This window comes from Pseudoalteromonas ulvae UL12, assembly GCF_014925405.1.
Lineage (GTDB): Bacteria > Pseudomonadota > Gammaproteobacteria > Enterobacterales > Alteromonadaceae > Pseudoalteromonas > Pseudoalteromonas ulvae.
Map to the genome: position 1 here is coordinate 729,367 of NZ_AQHJ01000023.1, position 18,275 is coordinate 747,641.

Annotated in this window: 13 protein-coding genes; 6 read left to right on the plus strand and 7 right to left on the minus strand. The window is 42.7% G+C overall.

The features are described 5' to 3' along the window. Positions 1-23: 23 nt before the first annotated feature. Positions 24-2,072 carry a winged helix-turn-helix domain-containing protein gene (locus PULV_RS06830; protein WP_193331241.1) on the minus strand — a complete coding sequence of 683 codons (2,049 nt, stop codon included), beginning with the start codon at positions 2,070-2,072 and terminating at the stop codon, positions 24-26. 281 nt (positions 2,073-2,353) lie between these two features. Between PULV_RS06830 and PULV_RS06835 the strand changes: the two genes are divergently transcribed. After that, positions 2,354-5,377, plus strand: coding sequence for a TonB-dependent receptor domain-containing protein (locus tag PULV_RS06835; RefSeq protein ID WP_193331242.1), 3,024 nt, complete (start codon positions 2,354-2,356; stop codon positions 5,375-5,377). A 64-nt stretch (positions 5,378-5,441) separates the two neighbouring features. Here PULV_RS06835 and zapE read toward each other — a convergent pair whose 3' ends face one another. Continuing rightward, a complete protein-coding gene (gene zapE, locus PULV_RS06840) occupies positions 5,442-6,545 on the minus strand; it encodes a cell division protein ZapE (protein ID WP_193331243.1) in 1,104 nt (367 codons plus the stop codon). Positions 6,546-6,608: 63 nt separating this feature from the next. Here zapE and rsuA point away from each other — a divergent pair, with 63 nt between their 5' ends. Further along, positions 6,609-7,310 carry a 16S rRNA pseudouridine(516) synthase RsuA gene (gene rsuA, locus PULV_RS06845; RefSeq protein WP_086744651.1) on the plus strand — a complete coding sequence of 234 codons (702 nt, stop codon included), beginning with the start codon at positions 6,609-6,611 and terminating at the stop codon, positions 7,308-7,310. Between the two features lie 125 nt (positions 7,311-7,435). Then, positions 7,436-9,067, plus strand: coding sequence for a methyl-accepting chemotaxis protein (locus tag PULV_RS06850; protein WP_193331275.1), 1,632 nt, complete (start codon positions 7,436-7,438; stop codon positions 9,065-9,067). A gap of 44 nt (positions 9,068-9,111) precedes the next feature. Here PULV_RS06850 and PULV_RS06855 read toward each other — a convergent pair whose 3' ends face one another. From PULV_RS06855 to PULV_RS06875, 5 genes are all read right to left on the minus strand, one after another. Beyond that, on the minus strand, positions 9,112-9,897 hold the full coding sequence (locus PULV_RS06855; protein ID WP_086744653.1) for a YggN family protein: 786 nt from the start codon (positions 9,895-9,897) through the stop codon (positions 9,112-9,114). A 68-nt stretch (positions 9,898-9,965) separates the two neighbouring features. Continuing rightward, positions 9,966-10,475, minus strand: a complete 510-nt coding sequence (locus PULV_RS06860) for an Lcl C-terminal domain-containing protein (protein ID WP_217895806.1) — start codon at positions 10,473-10,475, stop codon at positions 9,966-9,968. A 9-nt stretch (positions 10,476-10,484) separates the two neighbouring features. Next, entirely contained in the window at positions 10,485-12,149 is a 1,665-nt protein-coding gene (locus PULV_RS06865) for an Lcl C-terminal domain-containing protein (protein ID WP_193331244.1), read from the minus strand. A 63-nt stretch (positions 12,150-12,212) separates the two neighbouring features. Next, a complete protein-coding gene (locus PULV_RS06870) occupies positions 12,213-12,545 on the minus strand; it encodes a hypothetical protein (protein ID WP_086744656.1) in 333 nt (110 codons plus the stop codon). A gap of 30 nt (positions 12,546-12,575) precedes the next feature. Further along, positions 12,576-13,280, minus strand: a complete 705-nt coding sequence (locus tag PULV_RS06875) for a DUF2982 domain-containing protein (RefSeq protein ID WP_086744657.1) — start codon at positions 13,278-13,280, stop codon at positions 12,576-12,578. A gap of 285 nt (positions 13,281-13,565) precedes the next feature. Here PULV_RS06875 and PULV_RS06880 point away from each other — a divergent pair, with 285 nt between their 5' ends. Genes PULV_RS06880 through msrA form a run of 3 tightly spaced genes read left to right on the plus strand, consistent with a single transcriptional unit; the run spans position 13,566 to position 18,272 of the window. Beyond that, positions 13,566-14,627 carry an efflux RND transporter periplasmic adaptor subunit gene (locus PULV_RS06880; RefSeq protein ID WP_193331245.1) on the plus strand — a complete coding sequence of 354 codons (1,062 nt, stop codon included), beginning with the start codon at positions 13,566-13,568 and terminating at the stop codon, positions 14,625-14,627. Beyond that, positions 14,624-17,740, plus strand: a complete 3,117-nt coding sequence (locus PULV_RS06885) for an efflux RND transporter permease subunit (protein WP_193331246.1) — start codon at positions 14,624-14,626, stop codon at positions 17,738-17,740. Before PULV_RS06880 ends, PULV_RS06885 begins: the two co-directional genes overlap by 4 nt. After that, positions 17,733-18,272, plus strand: a complete 540-nt coding sequence (gene msrA, locus PULV_RS06890) for a peptide-methionine (S)-S-oxide reductase MsrA (protein WP_086744660.1) — start codon at positions 17,733-17,735, stop codon at positions 18,270-18,272. Before PULV_RS06885 ends, msrA begins: the two co-directional genes overlap by 8 nt. Positions 18,273-18,275 lie beyond the last annotated feature (3 nt).

Here is an 18,275-nt window from a genome sequence, read left to right on the forward strand (position 1 = left end):
AGGCTACTTCTTTATTTTTAAATTTAATTTTTCCGGATCCGTTTAATATCAACTTGGGGAGTTTCATAACCAGTAAAGAGCAACCAGCTATTTTCAGGCACATACGTCATTCCTCTTGAACGACTAAAAGTGCGCTCAGGCACCCGCAACACATCTCGGTGCTGCCCTGTCGCAAAATCAAAAAAGCTCAAGCGATAATCTGGGCCCTTCACATTAAAATAATAAACACCGGTTTCTGTTACTTGCCACCCTGTGCTACTGGGTATTGTTACTTCACTAAATAAAGCACTGCTTTGACCGTTTTCGGTGCGTACTTTTAAGCCTTTTCTTTGTGCGGTGATATAAATAAAACGACCATCTGTGGTCATGACTCCGTAGCGACCACCATCTTCACTCAGTGGTGTAACCGTTTGAGTAGTCAAGTCAATTTGAAAGAGATTGTCATCATTGGCAACAAAAAGCGATTGATCATCTAACGACCAGCTTGGTTTATTATGATAAACAAACCCAGTGTTAATTTCGGTTACTTGCCTTGTCGCCACATCAATCACCATTAATGAGTTTTCAGTCAACGATTTCACAATAAAAGCGATAAATCGGCCATCATGTGACCAAGTAGGTTCTCTGACTACTTTGTTGAGCTGGGTTAACTGAGTGCGGTTGGTGCCATCTAAGCTCGATAGCCATAACTCATCATTTCCTGATTCATTCGATACCACCACTAACTTATTGGCCTGACTTGAATAATCGGGATACCGAAAATTAAACTCAGATTGCAAGAGTGGAAACGGGGCGGTATTAATAGTTGCAGCGAGATCCACGCGCATTATTGAGGTGCCCATTTGCCAATGGTGATAATAAATATCCCCTTGCGAACTGATATTTGGATAACTAAATCCAGTGACATTAAGACGCTGATATTGTTTAGTCTCAAGATCGAATTGGTAACCAAAACGCTGACCGTTTTCATGAGAGGCAAAAATTAATTGCTCATTGCTAGGGTGCCACGCGATCCCTCTGATCGTGTGCATCCAAGTGAGGAGGACTTGCTCTTGTCCTGTGTGTAATTCATGTAATATCAGTTGGTCTTGACCCGGTGCTAAATTACGCACTATCACCAATTGCTCACCACTTGGACTAAAATCCATGTATTCATCACGGTAATCACACTCAGTCAAACATGTCAGTTGCTGGGATTCACCGCTTGTTAAATCAAGGGTAAACACTGCTGCATTATTACCTTTCGCCGTCAGACCTATGTAAGCCAATTGTGATTGATTGGCCGATAAACTCAATGAGCCAGTACTTGAATTTGGACAGCGTGCCAGCGGTGTTGTGTGATCATCAGCCAGCCGATGTTGTATCACCTCACAGCCTTGCTCACCGCCTTTTCGGTAATAAAACAACTGCTGATCATCTTTAGACCAAATTGCTCGAGACTCTAAAAAGGCTGATTGAGTGAGATTTTTGGGGCTTTTAGAAGGTTCGGTTAAATCATGGAGGAATAAATCGGTTTGTGAGTCCATATTGCGCCAAGAAAAAACTAAATAGCGCTCATCATGGGATAACGCAGGGAAAAGCTCTCGACCAGGATATTGAGTGATTAACTCAGGTTGTGCAAAGCCAAAATCAGCATCATTCATAAAACGAGACCAAATAAATATCAACACCACACAGATCAACACGCCTGTTGCAGCCAACCAAGAATGGGGTTGTCGCCAGTTTTTTGCTGATGGTTCAGGCTCAACAGCGCGATAACTTGGCTCAAATAATAATCGATACCCTGTTTTACGGATTGTTTCGATGTATTCTTGCTGCTCGGCAGATTTTAATGACTTTCGTAAATGCCAAATCGCATTGGTGAGTGCTTTTTCACCGACATAACTATTGCCATCCCACACCGCATCAATAATTTCTTCTCGTGTAACTACGCTTGGGTATTTAGCCGCTAAAAACACCAACACTTCAATAAACTTTGGTTGCAAAGTAATGATGTCATCGCCCGACACTAGCGTATTATCCAGAGGATTAACCTGATAGGACTTTAATTTAAACGGCGACTTATCTGACATTCAGCTCTCTAAAATACAACAAAGAAAAAGGACTTTTGAATGGCTTTAGCATACCGAATATTGGTTACAAATAGCAAAGTTTCTGCGTTTAAGTGAATAAAAATAACGTAACAAGAAATAACTTAATAGATTGATAGTAATCATAAATATTTAAATAGATATTAAATAGAGATATAAACGGTTAACAATAGAGACACCCTAGGTTGTGCTTTTTTCAACATTCCCATAAAAGTGGACGTGAATGAAACAAAAACAACAATCAGGAAACTTAGGGAACTCTCGTGATCAAAACAACATTACAAAAAAGCACCTTAGCGTGCGCCATTGCCAGTGTCTTTATCGGTCAAGCATACGCAAATCAACAAGAACAACTTATCGAGCGAACGGCAGCCAAAACAACGCAACAGGCTGAAACACAACCTGCCCCAGAAAAAATTGTCGTCACCGGTTCACGCTTAAAGCGCGATAGCTTTTCTGTGGCCACTCCGCTTGTCACTATGGACAAAGCAGAAATTCAAGATTCTGGTTTAGGTTCACTGTCTGAAATTTTAGTTGAAGGCTTTCCCTCTATCAGCGAAGGCAGCAGTAATACAAACTCTCAATCAAGTGTACAAAATACTGGTTTATCGACTATTGATTTACGCGATTTGGGCACCAACCGTACATTGACCCTTATTGATGGTCGCCGAGTTGTTTCCAATAGCTACAGCGGTAATTATGTCAGCTTAAGCACCATCCCTACCGGCATGGTTGATCGCGTTGAAATTATCTCCGGTGGTGCCTCAGCTACTTACGGCTCAGATGCCGTAGCCGGCGTGGTTAACATTATCACTCAATCAGATAAAGAAGGCACAGAAGTCAAAGCACGCGCAGGGGCCACAACCGAAGGCGGTGGCGAAGAATTTACTATCGACTTTAACCATGGCCGCACATTCGCAGACTCTAACGGCTACATGTATTTTAGTGCCACCTACGACCGCCAACTTGGTTTGAGCTATTTCGACCGCGATCGCGCAGCAATCGAAACCGACTATCGTTACAACACCAGCGAAATGTGTAACCAAATGAATACTGAAAATGGTTACCAATGCATTCGAGATATTTCACAATCTGATTGGCGTGACCGCAGCGATGGCACCTTAGGTGGGGTCTTTTTAGAGAACAGCCGTAACGAGACCCAATTTTGGTATGACGAATCAGGGCTTCGCAATGACTGGGCCGGCAACGAAGAAAAGTATGGTGTACACACTGCACAATGGGAAGCACTGAAAATACCTGAAGACCGATTTGCTTCTGCGCTGAAATTTGATTATGAATTTAGCAATGATACTCAGGGTTATTTCCAAGTGCAGTACGCACAAAATAACTCTGAAAATGTTAAATCACCTGAAGACGAATATGAAAGTGCGTATGCGTTAGTCCTTGATCCTGAGACAGGCGCACCAAGCCGCGTGCGTCCGGGTTACATCCCCATCGATAATCCTTATGTGCCGCAAGAAATTCTTGATGCTAACCCTTATAAAGATCGTATTTATTGGGATCGTCGTTTTGCTGAAGTGGGCGAAATCATCAATGATAATAAACGCACGACAATTCGTACTTGGGCTGGTTTACAAGGCACAACCTTTAACGACCAATGGGATTGGGACGTATCGGTTGGTTACGGTAAATTCAAGCAAAAACAAAAAAGATACAACGAATTAAATACGTTCAACGTTGCCAATGCGCTCAATGCGGAGTTTGCTGCTGATGGCAGTATTCAGTGTGCTGATGCACAAGCGCGTGCTGAAGGCTGTGCGCCACTGAATTTATTTGGTATCGGCTCAATTAGCCCAGAATCGGCTGATTATATTCGTGCCAATCCGACCATTACCACCGATATTGAGCAAATCAATGTGCTTGGTTATGTCGCCGGAGATTTATATGAATTACCAGCAGGGATGATTACTGCCGCATTTGGTGGTGAATACCGTCGTGATTCACAAAAAGTGGCCACCAGCAAAGAACAACAATATGGCGGCATTACCTTTAACGTTGTGCCTTCGTTTGAAGGAGCGGTTGAAGTTTATGAAGCCTTTGGTGAAGCCGCTATTCCACTCATTAAAGATGCGCCGGGTGTGAAAAGCTTAACCGCAGAAGTCTCCGCGCGTTTTGCTGATTATTCATGGTCAAACACCGGCATTGTTGGCAGTTACAAGTTAGGCTTTATTTATGAGCCGATTGAAGGCTATGCCGTGCGTGCTAACTACGCACGTGCGCAACGTGCACCGACCATTACAGAATTAGTTTCTCCACCTCGCGGTGATTATGACAGCTTTGATGACTTATGTGACGGCGTAACAGCTACATCAACCAATCCAGGCCACGATAATTGCCGAAAAGAGCCCTCAATTGCCGCGGTTATTGCTGCTGAAGGCGAGTTCTTAGACGGCAATAACAGTTACTCTCCAAACGCAGGTAATGAAGAGCTCAAAGAAGAAACAGCCGATACTTATACACTCGGTGTCACAATGGCGCCATCGTTTATCGACGGCCTACAGCTTGCCGTTGATTATTATGATATCCAAATTACCGATGCTATCGCGCAAATCGATAATGAAGACATCATTCGCCAGTGTTATGACTCATCAGCCCCATGGGGATCGGACAACCGCTTTTGTAACGACATTACCCGTGACGCAGAAGGTAATATCATTGAAATCATGCAACGTTCATTCAACCTAGATGAACTGCGCACCCGAGGTTACGACATTGCTGCCGCTTATACCTTTGATTTAAATAAGTACGGTACTTTGAAGTTTAAAGCGGATATGACCCATGTGATTGAACATTCTAAAACGTTTGCAACAAACGATGGCATGCAAACTAATGAGTATTCTGGCCAACTTGATTACGGTATTTTCACTAACCGTGCTGCGATGTCACTTGCTTGGAATTACGAAGGAATGCGCGTACGTTGGAGTACAAAATTCCGTGGTTCGATGATTGATAGCCAAAGTCGTGCCGATGATTATCAAGAAGCCATTTTAGCTAATAATGAGCGCTGTAATGCTGGTGAAGCAAGCTGTATCGCGAACCCTGAAGCATTGGCGTATCAAGATATTTCATCGTACACCACGCATAATTTGTCTGCCTCTTATACATTTGATTTAAACCAAAACAGCGACATGCGTGTTTATGGTGGTATCAATAATGTATTTGATAACTTAGGCCCGTTTGTACTCGGTGGACGTGGAAATTTTGCCAGCGCTTATGGCGGCGGCATCGGTCGTTTTGTCTACATGGGTGCAGAAGTTAGATTTTAATGTTCTGCATTTAGAACATCCCGAGTCAAAGCCAGCCTAGCGCTGGCTTTTTTAGGATTTATCCTCATAGCACCCACGTTTGCATTTCAACCAACCGAGACGCAGTACGCGCAAATTCAAAACGTAATTTGCTACCTCGATACAAGGTTTGCATATCAACGGCAGCTGACATAACGACCAATACATGCTGATCATAACATTCATCTATCAAAGCAATGAATCGCCTTGCTTGATCGTCATCACAGGCCATAATCTCCTGCGCTTTCTCTCTCAAATAGCCCTCTTCAACCCCTTGTGCAACCATACTCACCGGCTCTCCAAGGCCGAGTATGGGTACGTTTGCAATATAAATAGCCGAAAACTGCTGCGCTAATGCCATGTAATCACTCACACTGCGTGGCCCATCACATAACGCCAAAAAATCGAACATCACAAACCGCTCACTTTTGAGCTGATAAGCAATCTCTCGTTGATGAATCAATAATTGCCCATCAGACGTCATTGGCTCTGCTGCCGCTGCTTTTTTAAAATGAGCGATGAGCCAATCAAGTTGACGACCCACCTGATAATGACAATACAACACCCCTTTATCAAAGCGATGATCCTGCGTGCCAATCAAAGAAACCAGCTGACAATGCTGCTTTAGTAAGGCGATGGTTGGCAAAAAACGCTGTCGTTGTAAGCCATTTTTGTAAAGCTCATCTGGCATGCAGTTAGAAGTCGTCACCAATACTAATCCTTCTGAAAATAACGCCTTAAATAAATTCGCTAAAATCATTGCATCGCCAATGTCACTGACAAAAAACTCATCAAAACAAAGTACTTGAGTCTGCTTTCGCCACTGTTTCGCTATTTTTTGCAGCGGATTAGTCACACCTTGATAGCTGAGCAAGTCGCGGTGAACTTGCGCCATAAAATGATGAAAATGCATGCGGGTTTTATCTTTCGTCGTCAAATGCTGATAGAACAAATCCATCAACATCGACTTGCCCCGACCAACAGGCCCGAATAAATATACGCCTTGAATAGAGGGCTGTTTAAAGTGCCACCAAGCTTTACGCTGATTCAACGTCATTAAAAGTGTATTCAACGCACTGATGGCATGACTTTGAGCAGTATCATGCTGGAGTTTTCCTTGTGCAATTAAACTAAAATAGGCATGTTGCATTTAACTCACTTAGGCTATCGGCTATACTCGCCGCCATTGTAACTTAGCCGTCAGAGCAACCCTATGAAATTCCCGTGTCGTTTAGATAAATTTATAAGCCACTTGACCGAATTACCGCGAACAAAAACCAAAGCGGGGATCAAACGTAAGTACGCACAGGTCAATGGCCAAGTCGTGACTAGTTTTGATTTTCAGGTCAGCCCGACGGATGTTGTACTCTGGCAAGGTGAACAATTACAAGAACTAGGCGAGCGCTATTTTATGCTCAACAAACCACAAGGTTATGTATGTGCGACCACCGATGAGTTACATCAAACAGCCCTTGATTTACTTGATGAACCTGTGATGTCTCAGCTACACATTGCAGGACGCTTAGATATTGATACTACAGGGCTTGTCCTGATCACGAATGACGGTAACTGGTCACACAAAATCACTTCACCTAAACACAAAAAGTTTAAAACGTATTTAGTTGAAACCTTAACACCTATTAGTGACGAAGCAATTGAACAGCTTGCACAGGGCGTCCAGCTTCATGGCGAAAAAGGCCCAACGCTGCCCGCTCAGGTAGAAAAATTAGCCGACTACTCAGTTCGTATTGCTATCTGTGAAGGGAAATACCATCAAGTTAAACGCATGTTTGCCGCTGTTGAGAATAAAGTCGTTGCACTGCACCGCGAGCAAATCGCAGACATAGTGCTAGATCCAACCTTAGCGGAAGGGGAATATCGCCCTTTAACCTTGCAAGAAATTAACTCTATCTAACTATTATTCGGGACATTATTAAAAAATATCAAGTTAAAATAGATGTTTATCTAGTTTTGTCCCTAGCCCAACTCAAATAAAACGCTATTATCTATTGTAAACAGTATTACTATTAGGATGGCAAAATTTTGAATTCCCTTAGTTTGAAGTCAAAGATTAGTTTTTTTGTTGGGTTGTTATTCATCGCGTTAGTCAGCATTGCCCTCCTCGGCTTACAAGCAATGCGCCACGCAAGTGAAGCTGATAATATTGCCCGCATCAACCAATTGATGAAAAGCACCACCAATATTGTCACTCAGTTTGAACAACTGGCCCAATCAGGAAAGCTCACTGAAGAACAAGCCAAGTCTTATGCCACACAAATGCTTAGAGAAAATAAATACCACGACTCTGAGTATGTATATGTCGTTAATGCACAATTAGATTTCGTTGCAACACCCCATGATCCGCAGCTCCACGGCAGTAGTTTTAATGACTTTAAAGATGCCAGCGGAGCGAGCATTGGCCGCATGGTTGAACGATTGGTCGGCAACAAAACTAGCCAAATCATCACTTATCATTGGAACTCTGAACGCGATGGCGAAATCGTCGACTTAACCTCTGTTGTACAAAAAACCAAAGGTTGGGGCTGGTATGTTGGTACAGGTATCAGTGCAAAAGAAGTCGATGAACGTTATTGGTCAACAGCGAAATGGCTATTAACCTACGCGCTGATTATTTCAACGGTGATGTCAGGGATTTTAGCTAAGTTCGGCTTTGCGTTAATCAAAAACCTTGGCGCCGAAATCGACGATGTACTCGCGGTGGTGAAGAATGTCTCACGTGGCAATCTTAAAACTAACAATAAATACCATGATGCACCTGCCGATAGCATCATTGGTGCGATGAATTACATGCAACAAGCCTTGCAAGATGTGGTTCATAGCATTAAAGAAGTCTCCTCATCTTTAAATGACCAAAGCAAAGCATCAGACAAACGCTCAACAGAGCTTGACCAACTCACACACGATATGAGTCATGAAACACAAATTGTTGCCGCGACAATTACTCAACTATCAGCTTCAGCTGGCACAGTATCGAGCCACGCGGAACAAGCGGCAGAGTCTGTTAAAGAGGCTGAGCGTCAAGGGCAAAGTGCTTTCTCACTGACAGAAGAGTCGGCCAAAACCATAGCATTACTTGAACAGCAAATTGAAAGTGCAGGCAATAACATTCAAATTTTGGATGATGAAGTCACCAACATTGATAGCGTACTGTCTGTGATTCAAGGTATTGCTGAACAAACTAATCTACTGGCGCTCAATGCAGCAATTGAAGCCGCAAGGGCTGGCGATCAGGGCCGTGGTTTTGCCGTGGTTGCCGATGAAGTTCGACAGCTCGCACAACGTACACAAACCAGTACTGAAGAAATTCAGCAAATGATTTCAAAGTTACAAAATGCCACTAAAGATGCCAAACACTCTGTCACTCAAAGTATCGCCACCAGCGAAGAAACAGTAACGAAATCACAAAAAGTCTCACAAGAACTCGAAAAAATAGCCCATTCACTTTCGGCTATTTCATCGATGAGTCATCAAATATCTGTAGCAGCAAAAGAGCAACTTGAAGCAGGTGAGGATTCGGCGCAGCGCGTGGTCAATATTTCAGATACCGCAGCCAATACCGCTGAGGTCTCGCATCAAGCGCATAGCTCAGGTGATCAAATTAAGTTATTGATCACTCAGCTAGAAAAAGAAATAAATAAATTCGAGCTATAACGTAAAAAAGGATGCGCTCGCATCCTTTTTCTTATTCACTGTCACTATTTGACTTGGACTAAGTCAAACTCAAGTAATTGCGGAACAATTTGTTGCAGCTGCGTTTCTGTTTCATCAAGGATTTTTAAATACCCACAGTATTCTGCTGCTTTCATTTCTAATTGTTCAGCTTTGAGTTGCAAAGAGCGATCGATTTCTTTGGCTATGATATCCATGCGATCACCCATACCAGAAATCCGCTCTTCAATATTGCCTTCGTTTGATTCAAACGCATCCCCTAAAGCAACTAAAATAGCCCCCAGTGAGCCATGAACGGCAGAATGGATTTTCCCACTGATCTCTTTTTCAAAGAAGTCATCTAACTTAGATAATGATTGTGGGGCAATGTAAAAGAAGTCATCGCCTTTTTTAAAACGCTCCATCAGTGCTTGCTCAACGTATTTAAGCTGATCTTTGAGCACTTCAGGTTCTTTATCGCTGAATCCTGTGACAACTTGCTCAATCGCGGTCAGTCCAAGATTAACGCCATCGGTAGCAAGTGATACGATTTCAGGAACGGTATCGCGCAGGCCTAAACTGTATTGACGTAACACTTGGCTATTTTGCTCATCAAGTACTTTCCATCGCCCTTTAATAAACAACTGGTTATCATTATTGATTTGTACGCGTGTCTGACCTCGGTCAACAATACGGATCACATCTTCTGTAATTATCAGACCATGACCAAGCTGCACATCACATTGCTCTTGTGCTTTAAGCCCAAAACCATGAAAAAATAGCAATAATATTGTCAATTGAATGAATATTGATTTAAACAGCTGTGTTGTCATCTATCCCCCTAGAGCGTCAAGAGTAACAAACTGCCTCATCGCTTTCAAAATAAATAAGCGCGTGGGGGTTATTTAGCAAAACGAACCAATCGTACAAACACATCAGCTTCTTTACGCTTTAAATTATTTTTGCCGCTGTAAAAAGCATACGCCCACGCATGATCAGGCATATCTTTTCCTGTTGTGTTGCTCCAATAGTTTTCAGACACCGTTGCAGGAAATAACTCCTGATTAATCGACGGATCGACGCAGCTGCGTTCCACAAGTGTTGCCAATTCCTTAGAGCTTGGTAAATGCCAATCTTGGTAATCAGCAAATACTTCACTTTTAGCCATTAACAAAGCTTGTTGCCAAGTCATTTGTAATGGCTCTCCTGAGCAAGATGCACTGTCACTTTGCCATGTTTGCCCTAAACTGCAACGCATCCACATTAGGCCACTGCGTAAATCTTCAGCCGTCCCGTCAATATTCACTTTGAACGATTCGGTATCGGTTGTTGGAATTAAATCCGAGCTATAACAAGTTTGCGCCATGGTTGGGAGGCACACAAACATAAAAAGGACACTTAAAAATTTCATCATCAACTCCTATGGCTGCCTAACTAATCGGATAAACGCAGTTTGCGCTTTTGGATAAGCCAAATCATTGCCACTTTGGAAATCTAAAATCCACGCAACACTTAAGCTTTGTCCATCAACACTGGTTTCTCGCGTCCAATACCGTAAATGACCGAGTAAAGTATGCGATGGTGCATTTGGAAAATACCGATTATCAAGCAGTGGGCCGCTCCCTTGTGGGGCCAAATCCATAATCCCAATCAATTCATTATAGGTAGGAATACGCCAATTATTTGCTCCACAAAAATTTAGAGCATTAACCTGATTGACATAAGTTTCAATACCACAATCAATCGCACTTGGACAAGTAGAATTAGCCGCACCAGCCACCCCTTCGACCCCTCCGTTACCTTCTCCGGTGAAAAACCAGGTATAGTGGTTTTGCCCCTCGCGTAATTGAGTGTTGGGTAATAAGCCAGTATTGGCTTGTTTAACTTCCCAAATAAGCCCAGTGACATTGTCTCGGACACAGCTAAAGTTAGTTGCAGAGTCAGGTAGCTCATCGGCAAACTCATCAAGCTTAGTGAAATCAAACGCGAGGTTGCCTGCGCCTACTTTATCAAGATAATCAGCGACCACATCTCGGCCTATTTCAGCATCTTGACCAGGAAAGTCGACATTGCCGCAACTCACAATTTTTGTATTATCGAAACATTGAGCGACCCCAGAATCATTGTTGACCCCTAAAGGAATTGGCTGAATATTGACTTGAGTCTCGCCACTGTCACTGCGATTTTTGTTATCGGTGACCATGACTGAAAATGAGAGCTGCTCTGCCACATCTATATCAGGCACGATAAAACGAGCTTGGCATAAATTTGCATCAATCAGGCTCATCGTTAAACCTTGAGTTTGCTGCCAATAACAAGAAAAAGATTCTGTTAAGACTGTTGATTGACTAGCATCAAGGGTCACGGTATCAAACTCTCGTACTGTTTGAGCCTCCCCTGCTTGCACTGCAATCACTTTGGTGGTTTTTCGTAATAACACATCATAAAAGTTAGTCTGACTGCCTCCTTCATCATCGGTAATAGTCAAACTAAATTGAACTTGATTATCTTGCTCCAATAAAGGGTGCTTAAAGGTAAGAGTTGACGAATTAAAGTCGCTGATGGTCAATGATTGCCCGGCAGTTTGTTGCCAACGAAACACTTCTAATGAACCATCTTCATCTGGGTCGACTGAGTTTTCGCTACTAAGTACGATAGAGTCATTGTATTTAGACGGCAACTGGGCAGGCTCAGTTTGTGTTATCGATACAATCGGTAATTGATTAACAGCCGTAACCGACACTGTGATGGTGTCCGTGAGGACTTGTTTATCTGTAGTGGTATATTGCAACTCGAAAATGAGTTGTGTATTGAGCTTAATTGAAGGTGCCACTACTGTTTGTGTGGCTCCTGTGGCTGGAAAGCCTGCCAAGATAGGGCCACTTAACTGCTTCCAAGTAAACTCTCCTCCTTCTGGCGTCGCCAATCCGCTAAGCAAAATGGAGGATTTTTCATTAACGGTTTGGTCGACTCCTGCATTAATACTCGCGACAGGTGAGGTGGGTTGTTCATTACTTGAATCTGAACCACCACATGCAACGAGACCAAGGAGTGAAAAAGAAAATATAATATCTTTAAGCTGCATAACTCAATCCTACCCTATTGAATAAATTAGGCTATGCAAAAAACCTACCAATGAGGACAATATTTACAGGTAACTTTCTTGATGAATACGTACAAACAATTTTGTACCCACTTTACTGTAATCTACCTTGTATTCTCGACCATCAAGAGCTTGCACAAAAATGAGTGACCGCTCTTCACTAAAAATATCAGGGCTCGAAATATACATTACTTCTAAATAACGCTCTTTGGCATCGCGACGATTTTTTGGCAACTCTTCTTTAAATGGCACTAATCCATTTTGAGTGACTTTAATTTTTGGGTGTTTGTCGCCATTCACTAATACTAAATCGAATTTTTTCTCTTTATGAATAATCGTGTTTCGGCCACTTAAAATATAAGCTTTTTCGCTACTCATGCTTGGTTCCTGCATACTTTTATTGACATTTTAGCTCTGTGTTTCTGCACTCATTATGCTTTTCGGATCGCGCTGCCAGCGATTCAATAGATAAACAAACTCTTCAGGAGCCCGATCCAACATATTAAGCGGTATGAGTAAATCATAGCCAATTAATTGCCGTAAGTTAATCATTCTATTGGCAAACATTGCAATTAACCCGCAATATTTGGCTCCGTCAGCAGCGATGAAAAGTGACTCTTCGATTAAATAACTTTCTAAATCATCCATCTCTTGAGCCTTCACCATCAGAGCTTCACGGACAAAATGACGTTGTTCGATCAATATTTTTCCCGACAATCTCGGGGCCAGCTCATTTAAAAAATGGCCATACTCACACAACCTTATTGCCACGCAGCTGAGCATTTTACTCTCAAAATCCTGCGTCAATGACGGCACGCCTACCTGTGCGATGTTTTTGCGGCTCACTTGCCATGAGCCATACTTATGAATAAAGATGAGCGCTTCAGGGTAAAAAATCAAACTAAATCGCGGCTCTGCTAGTTTAAAATAACCAACCAAAAGCCCCACCAAACACGCACTCACTAAAAAGATTTCGGCAAGTAAAATGCTTCCCGGTTTAAGTTGAATTGTAAGCATCAATATAAATAAACCAATTGCACTGACCAGTAAAGTCTCAAAGCCATGCTGATTGGTTGTCGCTCGAATAGTTAACAGCGGGATATTCTTGTCCATAATGTATTTAAATATAAAAGCTAAAGTACATTAAAGCCATGAGTGCTGCCCACACCAACATGGCACGAATTCGACGACAATAAGGACAAGATGAGCGATTTTTCACATAAACCTCTTTTATCGAACAAACATAGCGAACTGTGTTTTTATTCTCTACAGTAAGAATTGTACCGAGAGTTGTTCGCTTTTTACGTTAAAACGCCCATTTTATGAGACGCACGGTAGATCACTTTAAGATGGGATTACGTAAACTACTTATCCCCTAAAAATAATGACACCCATACTATGCGCAACCAACAATCAGGCAAAACTCTTTTTCCATTTTTAATCATCTTGTTAGCAGCTATTTGCGTATATTTATATTTACCAAACACAGCAACAGCTACGCAAACACGCTCCGCGAAACCTGTCACGGTCAAAGCGATTACAACTCAACTACATACTCAAAGTATAGATATTCAAGCGCTAGGTACCAGTCGCGCAAATCAAGAAATTATAATTCGCAGCGCACAAAGCGATTATGTTGCTAGCGTGTTTTTTGATGATGGCGATCAAGTTGAAAAAAATCAGATCTTAGTTGAATTAAATCACGCTGAAGAAGCGGCTCGAGTAGAAGAGCTTACCATCAACTTAAAAGAAGAAAAACGCCAATTAGAGCGCCTAAATAAACTCGCAAAAACCCAATCAACAGCTAAGTCATTATTAGAAGAGCAACGCTCTCGCTTTGAAGCAACCCAAGTTCAATTGGCCGCGGCGAAAATTAGATTATCAGAAATGACCATTACCGCGCCATTTTCTGGACGATTAGGTCAACGCATGATTTCAGCCGGTGCGTATATCAACAGCAATACTGACATCACCACTTTAGATGATATCAGTGTTATCAAAGTGGATTTTAACGTACCCGAAAAATATTTAGCACAACTGACTGAAGGCATGACTGTAAACGCAACAAGCCCAGCTTACCCTAGCATTACCTTTACCGGCCAGCTGAGTAACATTAGCTCTCGCATCAACGCAACAACACGAAGCATCCCTGTTACTGCGAGCTTTTCGAATGAAAACAAAAAACTTCGCGCTGGTATGTTAATGTATGCCTCACTGCAATTATCCGAATTAAATGCGCTCATTATCCCTGAAAAATCAATTATTCCAATCGAAGATCAGCATTTTGTGTATGTTATTGAAGAGAGTAAAGCCGTTAAAACAGCCGTGGTGATTGAACAACGTATTCACGGTAATGTTGCGATCAAAAGCGGTTTGAAAGCCGGTCAGCAAGTGATCACCGAAGGCATAATCAAAATTCGCCCTGGTAGCGATGTTGTTGTAAAAGGTGAATCACTGTGAAAATCACCGATACCTCAGTCAAGCGTCCCGTTTTTGCAATTGTAATCAATTTACTCTTACTTACTTTTGGCTTGGTGGCATTTTCAATGCTGCCACTGCGCGAATACCCAGATATTGATACACCTGTGGTATCAATCAGTACCTCATACCCTGGTGCATCTTCACAAATCATCGAAACTAAAATCACACAGATTATCGAAAATCAGATCTCAGGCATTGAAGGGATAAAAAATATCACGTCCTCGAGCCGAAATGGCCGCTCCAATATCACCATTGAATTCAATATCAGCCGTGACATTGATGCCGCAGCAAACGATGTACGTGAGCGAGTATCACGAGCGTTAAACAACCTCCCTGATCAAGTCCGCCCGCCAGAAGTGACGAAATCAGACAGTGATGACAGCCCTATCGCTTGGTTTGTTCTCAACAGTCAAACCATGAATTCTCTGGAGCTTTCCGATTATGCCCAGCGCTATATTGTCGATCGCATTGCTGTTGTTGATGGTGTGGCCAATGTGCGAGTGGGTGGCGAGCGTCGTTATGCGATGAAAGTGTGGCTCAATCGAGATGAAATGGCCGCCCGAGGCGTGACCGCTTCTGATATTGAGTCGGTGCTGCGCACTGAAAATGTTGAACTACCAGCCGGTGAAATTGAATCAATCGACCGTGATTTTACCGTGCGCACCGCGCGAAGTTACAAAAATCAGCAAGATTTCGAAAACCTTGTTATCAAACGAGGAAATGATGGTTATCTGGTGCGTTTAAGTGAAGTCGCTAATGTAAAACTCGAAGCACAAGATGAGGAAAACCTTTTTAGAGGCAACGGTAAAAATATGATTGGTTTAGGGATTGTAAAACAAGCCCAAGCCAATACATTAACTGTGGTAGAAAATGCCCGTGCAGAACTCAATAAAATAAAGCTAAACCTACCTGAAGGTACAACCATAGAAGACAGCTATGATTCATCTATTTTCATCAGTGAGTCAATTAATGAAGTTTACCGCACACTCATTATCGCGATGTTGCTTGTCGTTTTAGTCATTTACATCTTCCTTGGGAATATTCGCGCCACTTTGATCCCTGCTTTAACAGTCCCTGTGGCGCTGATTGGTAGCTTTATCTTTTTGTATGCGATGGGCTACTCCATCAATTTACTGACTCTGCTTGCTTTAGTCTTGGCAATCGGCTTGGTTGTTGATGATGCGATTGTCATGCTCGAAAACATCCATCGTCGCATTGAGTTAGGTGAACCTCGTTTATTAGCGGCATATCGAGGTGCGCGCGAAGTCGGATTTGCAATTATTGCCACCACGGCAGTGCTAATAGCGGTGTTTGTGCCTTTGGTATTTATGGAAGGTCGGATCGGTAGTTTATTTACTGAATTTGCGATGGCGGTCAGTGCTGCGGTTATTTTTTCAAGCGTCACCGCACTTACTTTATCTCCCGCGTTATGCTCCAAACTACTCAAACCATCCAATAAAGAATCAAAATTTAATCAACTTATTGAACGGGGCTTAAGCGCAGTAGAGCTAAAATACCAAGCGGTTTTACGCGCCAATCTGCAAAAAAGAAAAAGTATGTTGGCGGTGCTAATGCTCTCAGCCGTGGCCAGTATTTTGCTTGTTCAGTTGCTCCCATCTGAACTCACGCCAAAAGAAGATCGTGGCACTTTCTTTATCATGATGAATGGGCCTGAAGGCGCAAGCTATGAAAATAACGCGGCTAACATGGCGTTAATAGAACAACAATTACTGCCCTATTCTGAATCGGGCGAATTATCACGCGTGCTGGTGCGCGTGCCTGGCTGGGGCGGCCAAGGGGGTGTTGCAATTGTCGGAATGGATGACTGGGAAAATCGTACCCGCTCCACTTGGCAAGTAATGAATGAAATTAGCGGTAAACTGCAAAGTGTCACCGATGTGCGTGCCTTTGCCATCATGCGCTCAGGCATTGGCGGACGTGGTAATAGCCGCCCGATTGAATTCGTATTACAAGGCAATGATTACGAAGAACTAGCCAGCTGGCGAGATAAAATTATCGCTCGTGCTCAAGACAATCCTGGTCTGGTACGAATCGATCATGATTACAAAGAAACGTTTCCGCAGTTCTTAGTTAATATCGATAAAAACAAAGCCGCTGACTTAGGGATTTCAGTCGCTGAAATTGGTCGCACGTTAGAATCCATGCTTGGCCAACGACGTGTAACAACTTTTATTGACCGTGGTGAAGAATACGATGTAATCATCAAAGGAACCAAAGAGAATTTTAGTGATCCCAAAGCAATTTCAGATATTTATCTAGCTTCACGCTCTGGCGAATTTGTCCCTCTTGATAGCTTAATTACCTTAAACGAGAGTGCCACTGCCGCCCGTTTAAATCGCTTTGATCGCATGCGGGCAATTACTATTAGTGCAAACTTAGCAGATGGCTACCCACTATCTGACGCCCTCGATTTTTTAAATAAAATCGCACTTGAAGAAAACGATATCGAAGGCGCGATTGCCTACAAAGGTGAGTCGCAACTGTTTTATGAAGGGGCATCAGCCATGACGGCGGTCTTTATTTTAGCGATGACGGTGACATTTTTAGTACTCGCTGCACAATTTGAAAGTTTTGTGCATCCGTTTGTAATCATGCTCACTGTCCCACTGGGATTAGTCGGTGCATTGCTAGGGCTTCACTTTAGCGGATCTAGCCTCAATATTTACAGTCAAATTGGAATTGTGATGCTGATCGGGCTCAGTGCTAAAAACGGGATTTTGATTGTAGAGTTTACCAATCAACTTCGTGATAAAGGCATTGAGTTTCAACAAGCGATTATTCAGGCTTCCAGTCAGCGTTTACGTCCGATTGTCATGACCTCATTGACCACAGTTATGAGTTCTGTTCCTCTGGTGCTCGCGTTTGGTCCCGGCTCAGAAAGTCGAATGGTCATTGGGATAGTGATTTTTACTGGGGTCATTGCTGCAACAATATTAACCTTATTTATTGTACCGTGTGCCTATTATGCCTTTGCTAAAAAAACCCAATCACCTGAGTTTTTATTGCATAAATTAGAGCAACAAGAACAACAGCACCCAATTACATCAACAGAGGATGTTAAACATGGATAACAAACAACTAGCCGTCGCCACTTTTGGCGGAGGATGTTTTTGGTGTATAGATGCGGCTTTTCGCCGAGTAACCGGCGTCCACAAGGTTGAATCTGGCTATGCCGGAGGCGACATCGACCAACCGACTTATCAGCAAATCTGTACTGGGCTAACAGGGCACGCAGAAGTCGTGCAAATAACATTTGATGATAAGCAAGTCTCATTCGAGACCTTACTTGAGATGTTTTTTACGCTGCATGATGGCACACAACTTAACCGTCAAGGGAATGATATTGGCACTCAATATCGTAGTGTGGTGTTTTACCACACGGCTGACCAACAACAGGCAACCACGCAAAAAATCGCACAGTTAAATCGTGAACTCAATATTAATTTAGTGACTGAGGTCAGTGCTGCGCCAACGTTTTTTGGCGCAGAACAATACCATCAAGATTATTACACCGCCAATCCCAACCAAGGATATTGCAGTGTGATGATAGCCCCAAAAATCGCTAAATTTTCCGAGCGATTTGCTTCCTTGCTCACGGTGTAAAAA

Excerpts from the sequence above, each read along its gene's own strand:
- PULV_RS06830 (WP_193331241.1), bottom strand. The coding sequence starts at position 2,072 with ATGTCAGATAAGTCGCCGTTTAAATTAAAGTCCTATCAGGTTAATCCT.
- zapE (WP_193331243.1), bottom strand. The coding sequence starts at position 6,545 with ATGCAACATGCCTATTTTAGTTTAATTGCACAAGGAAAACTCCAGCAT.
- rsuA (WP_086744651.1), top strand. The coding sequence starts at position 6,609 with ATGAAATTCCCGTGTCGTTTAGATAAATTTATAAGCCACTTGACCGAA.
- PULV_RS06855 (WP_086744653.1), bottom strand. The coding sequence starts at position 9,897 with ATGACAACACAGCTGTTTAAATCAATATTCATTCAATTGACAATATTA.
- PULV_RS06860 (WP_217895806.1), bottom strand. The coding sequence starts at position 10,475 with ATGAAATTTTTAAGTGTCCTTTTTATGTTTGTGTGCCTCCCAACCATG.
- PULV_RS06865 (WP_193331244.1), bottom strand. The coding sequence starts at position 12,149 with ATGCAGCTTAAAGATATTATATTTTCTTTTTCACTCCTTGGTCTCGTT.
- PULV_RS06870 (WP_086744656.1), bottom strand. The coding sequence starts at position 12,545 with ATGAGTAGCGAAAAAGCTTATATTTTAAGTGGCCGAAACACGATTATT.
- PULV_RS06875 (WP_086744657.1), bottom strand. The coding sequence starts at position 13,280 with ATGGACAAGAATATCCCGCTGTTAACTATTCGAGCGACAACCAATCAG.
- PULV_RS06880 (WP_193331245.1), top strand. The coding sequence starts at position 13,566 with ATGCGCAACCAACAATCAGGCAAAACTCTTTTTCCATTTTTAATCATC.
- msrA (WP_086744660.1), top strand. The coding sequence starts at position 17,733 with ATGGATAACAAACAACTAGCCGTCGCCACTTTTGGCGGAGGATGTTTT.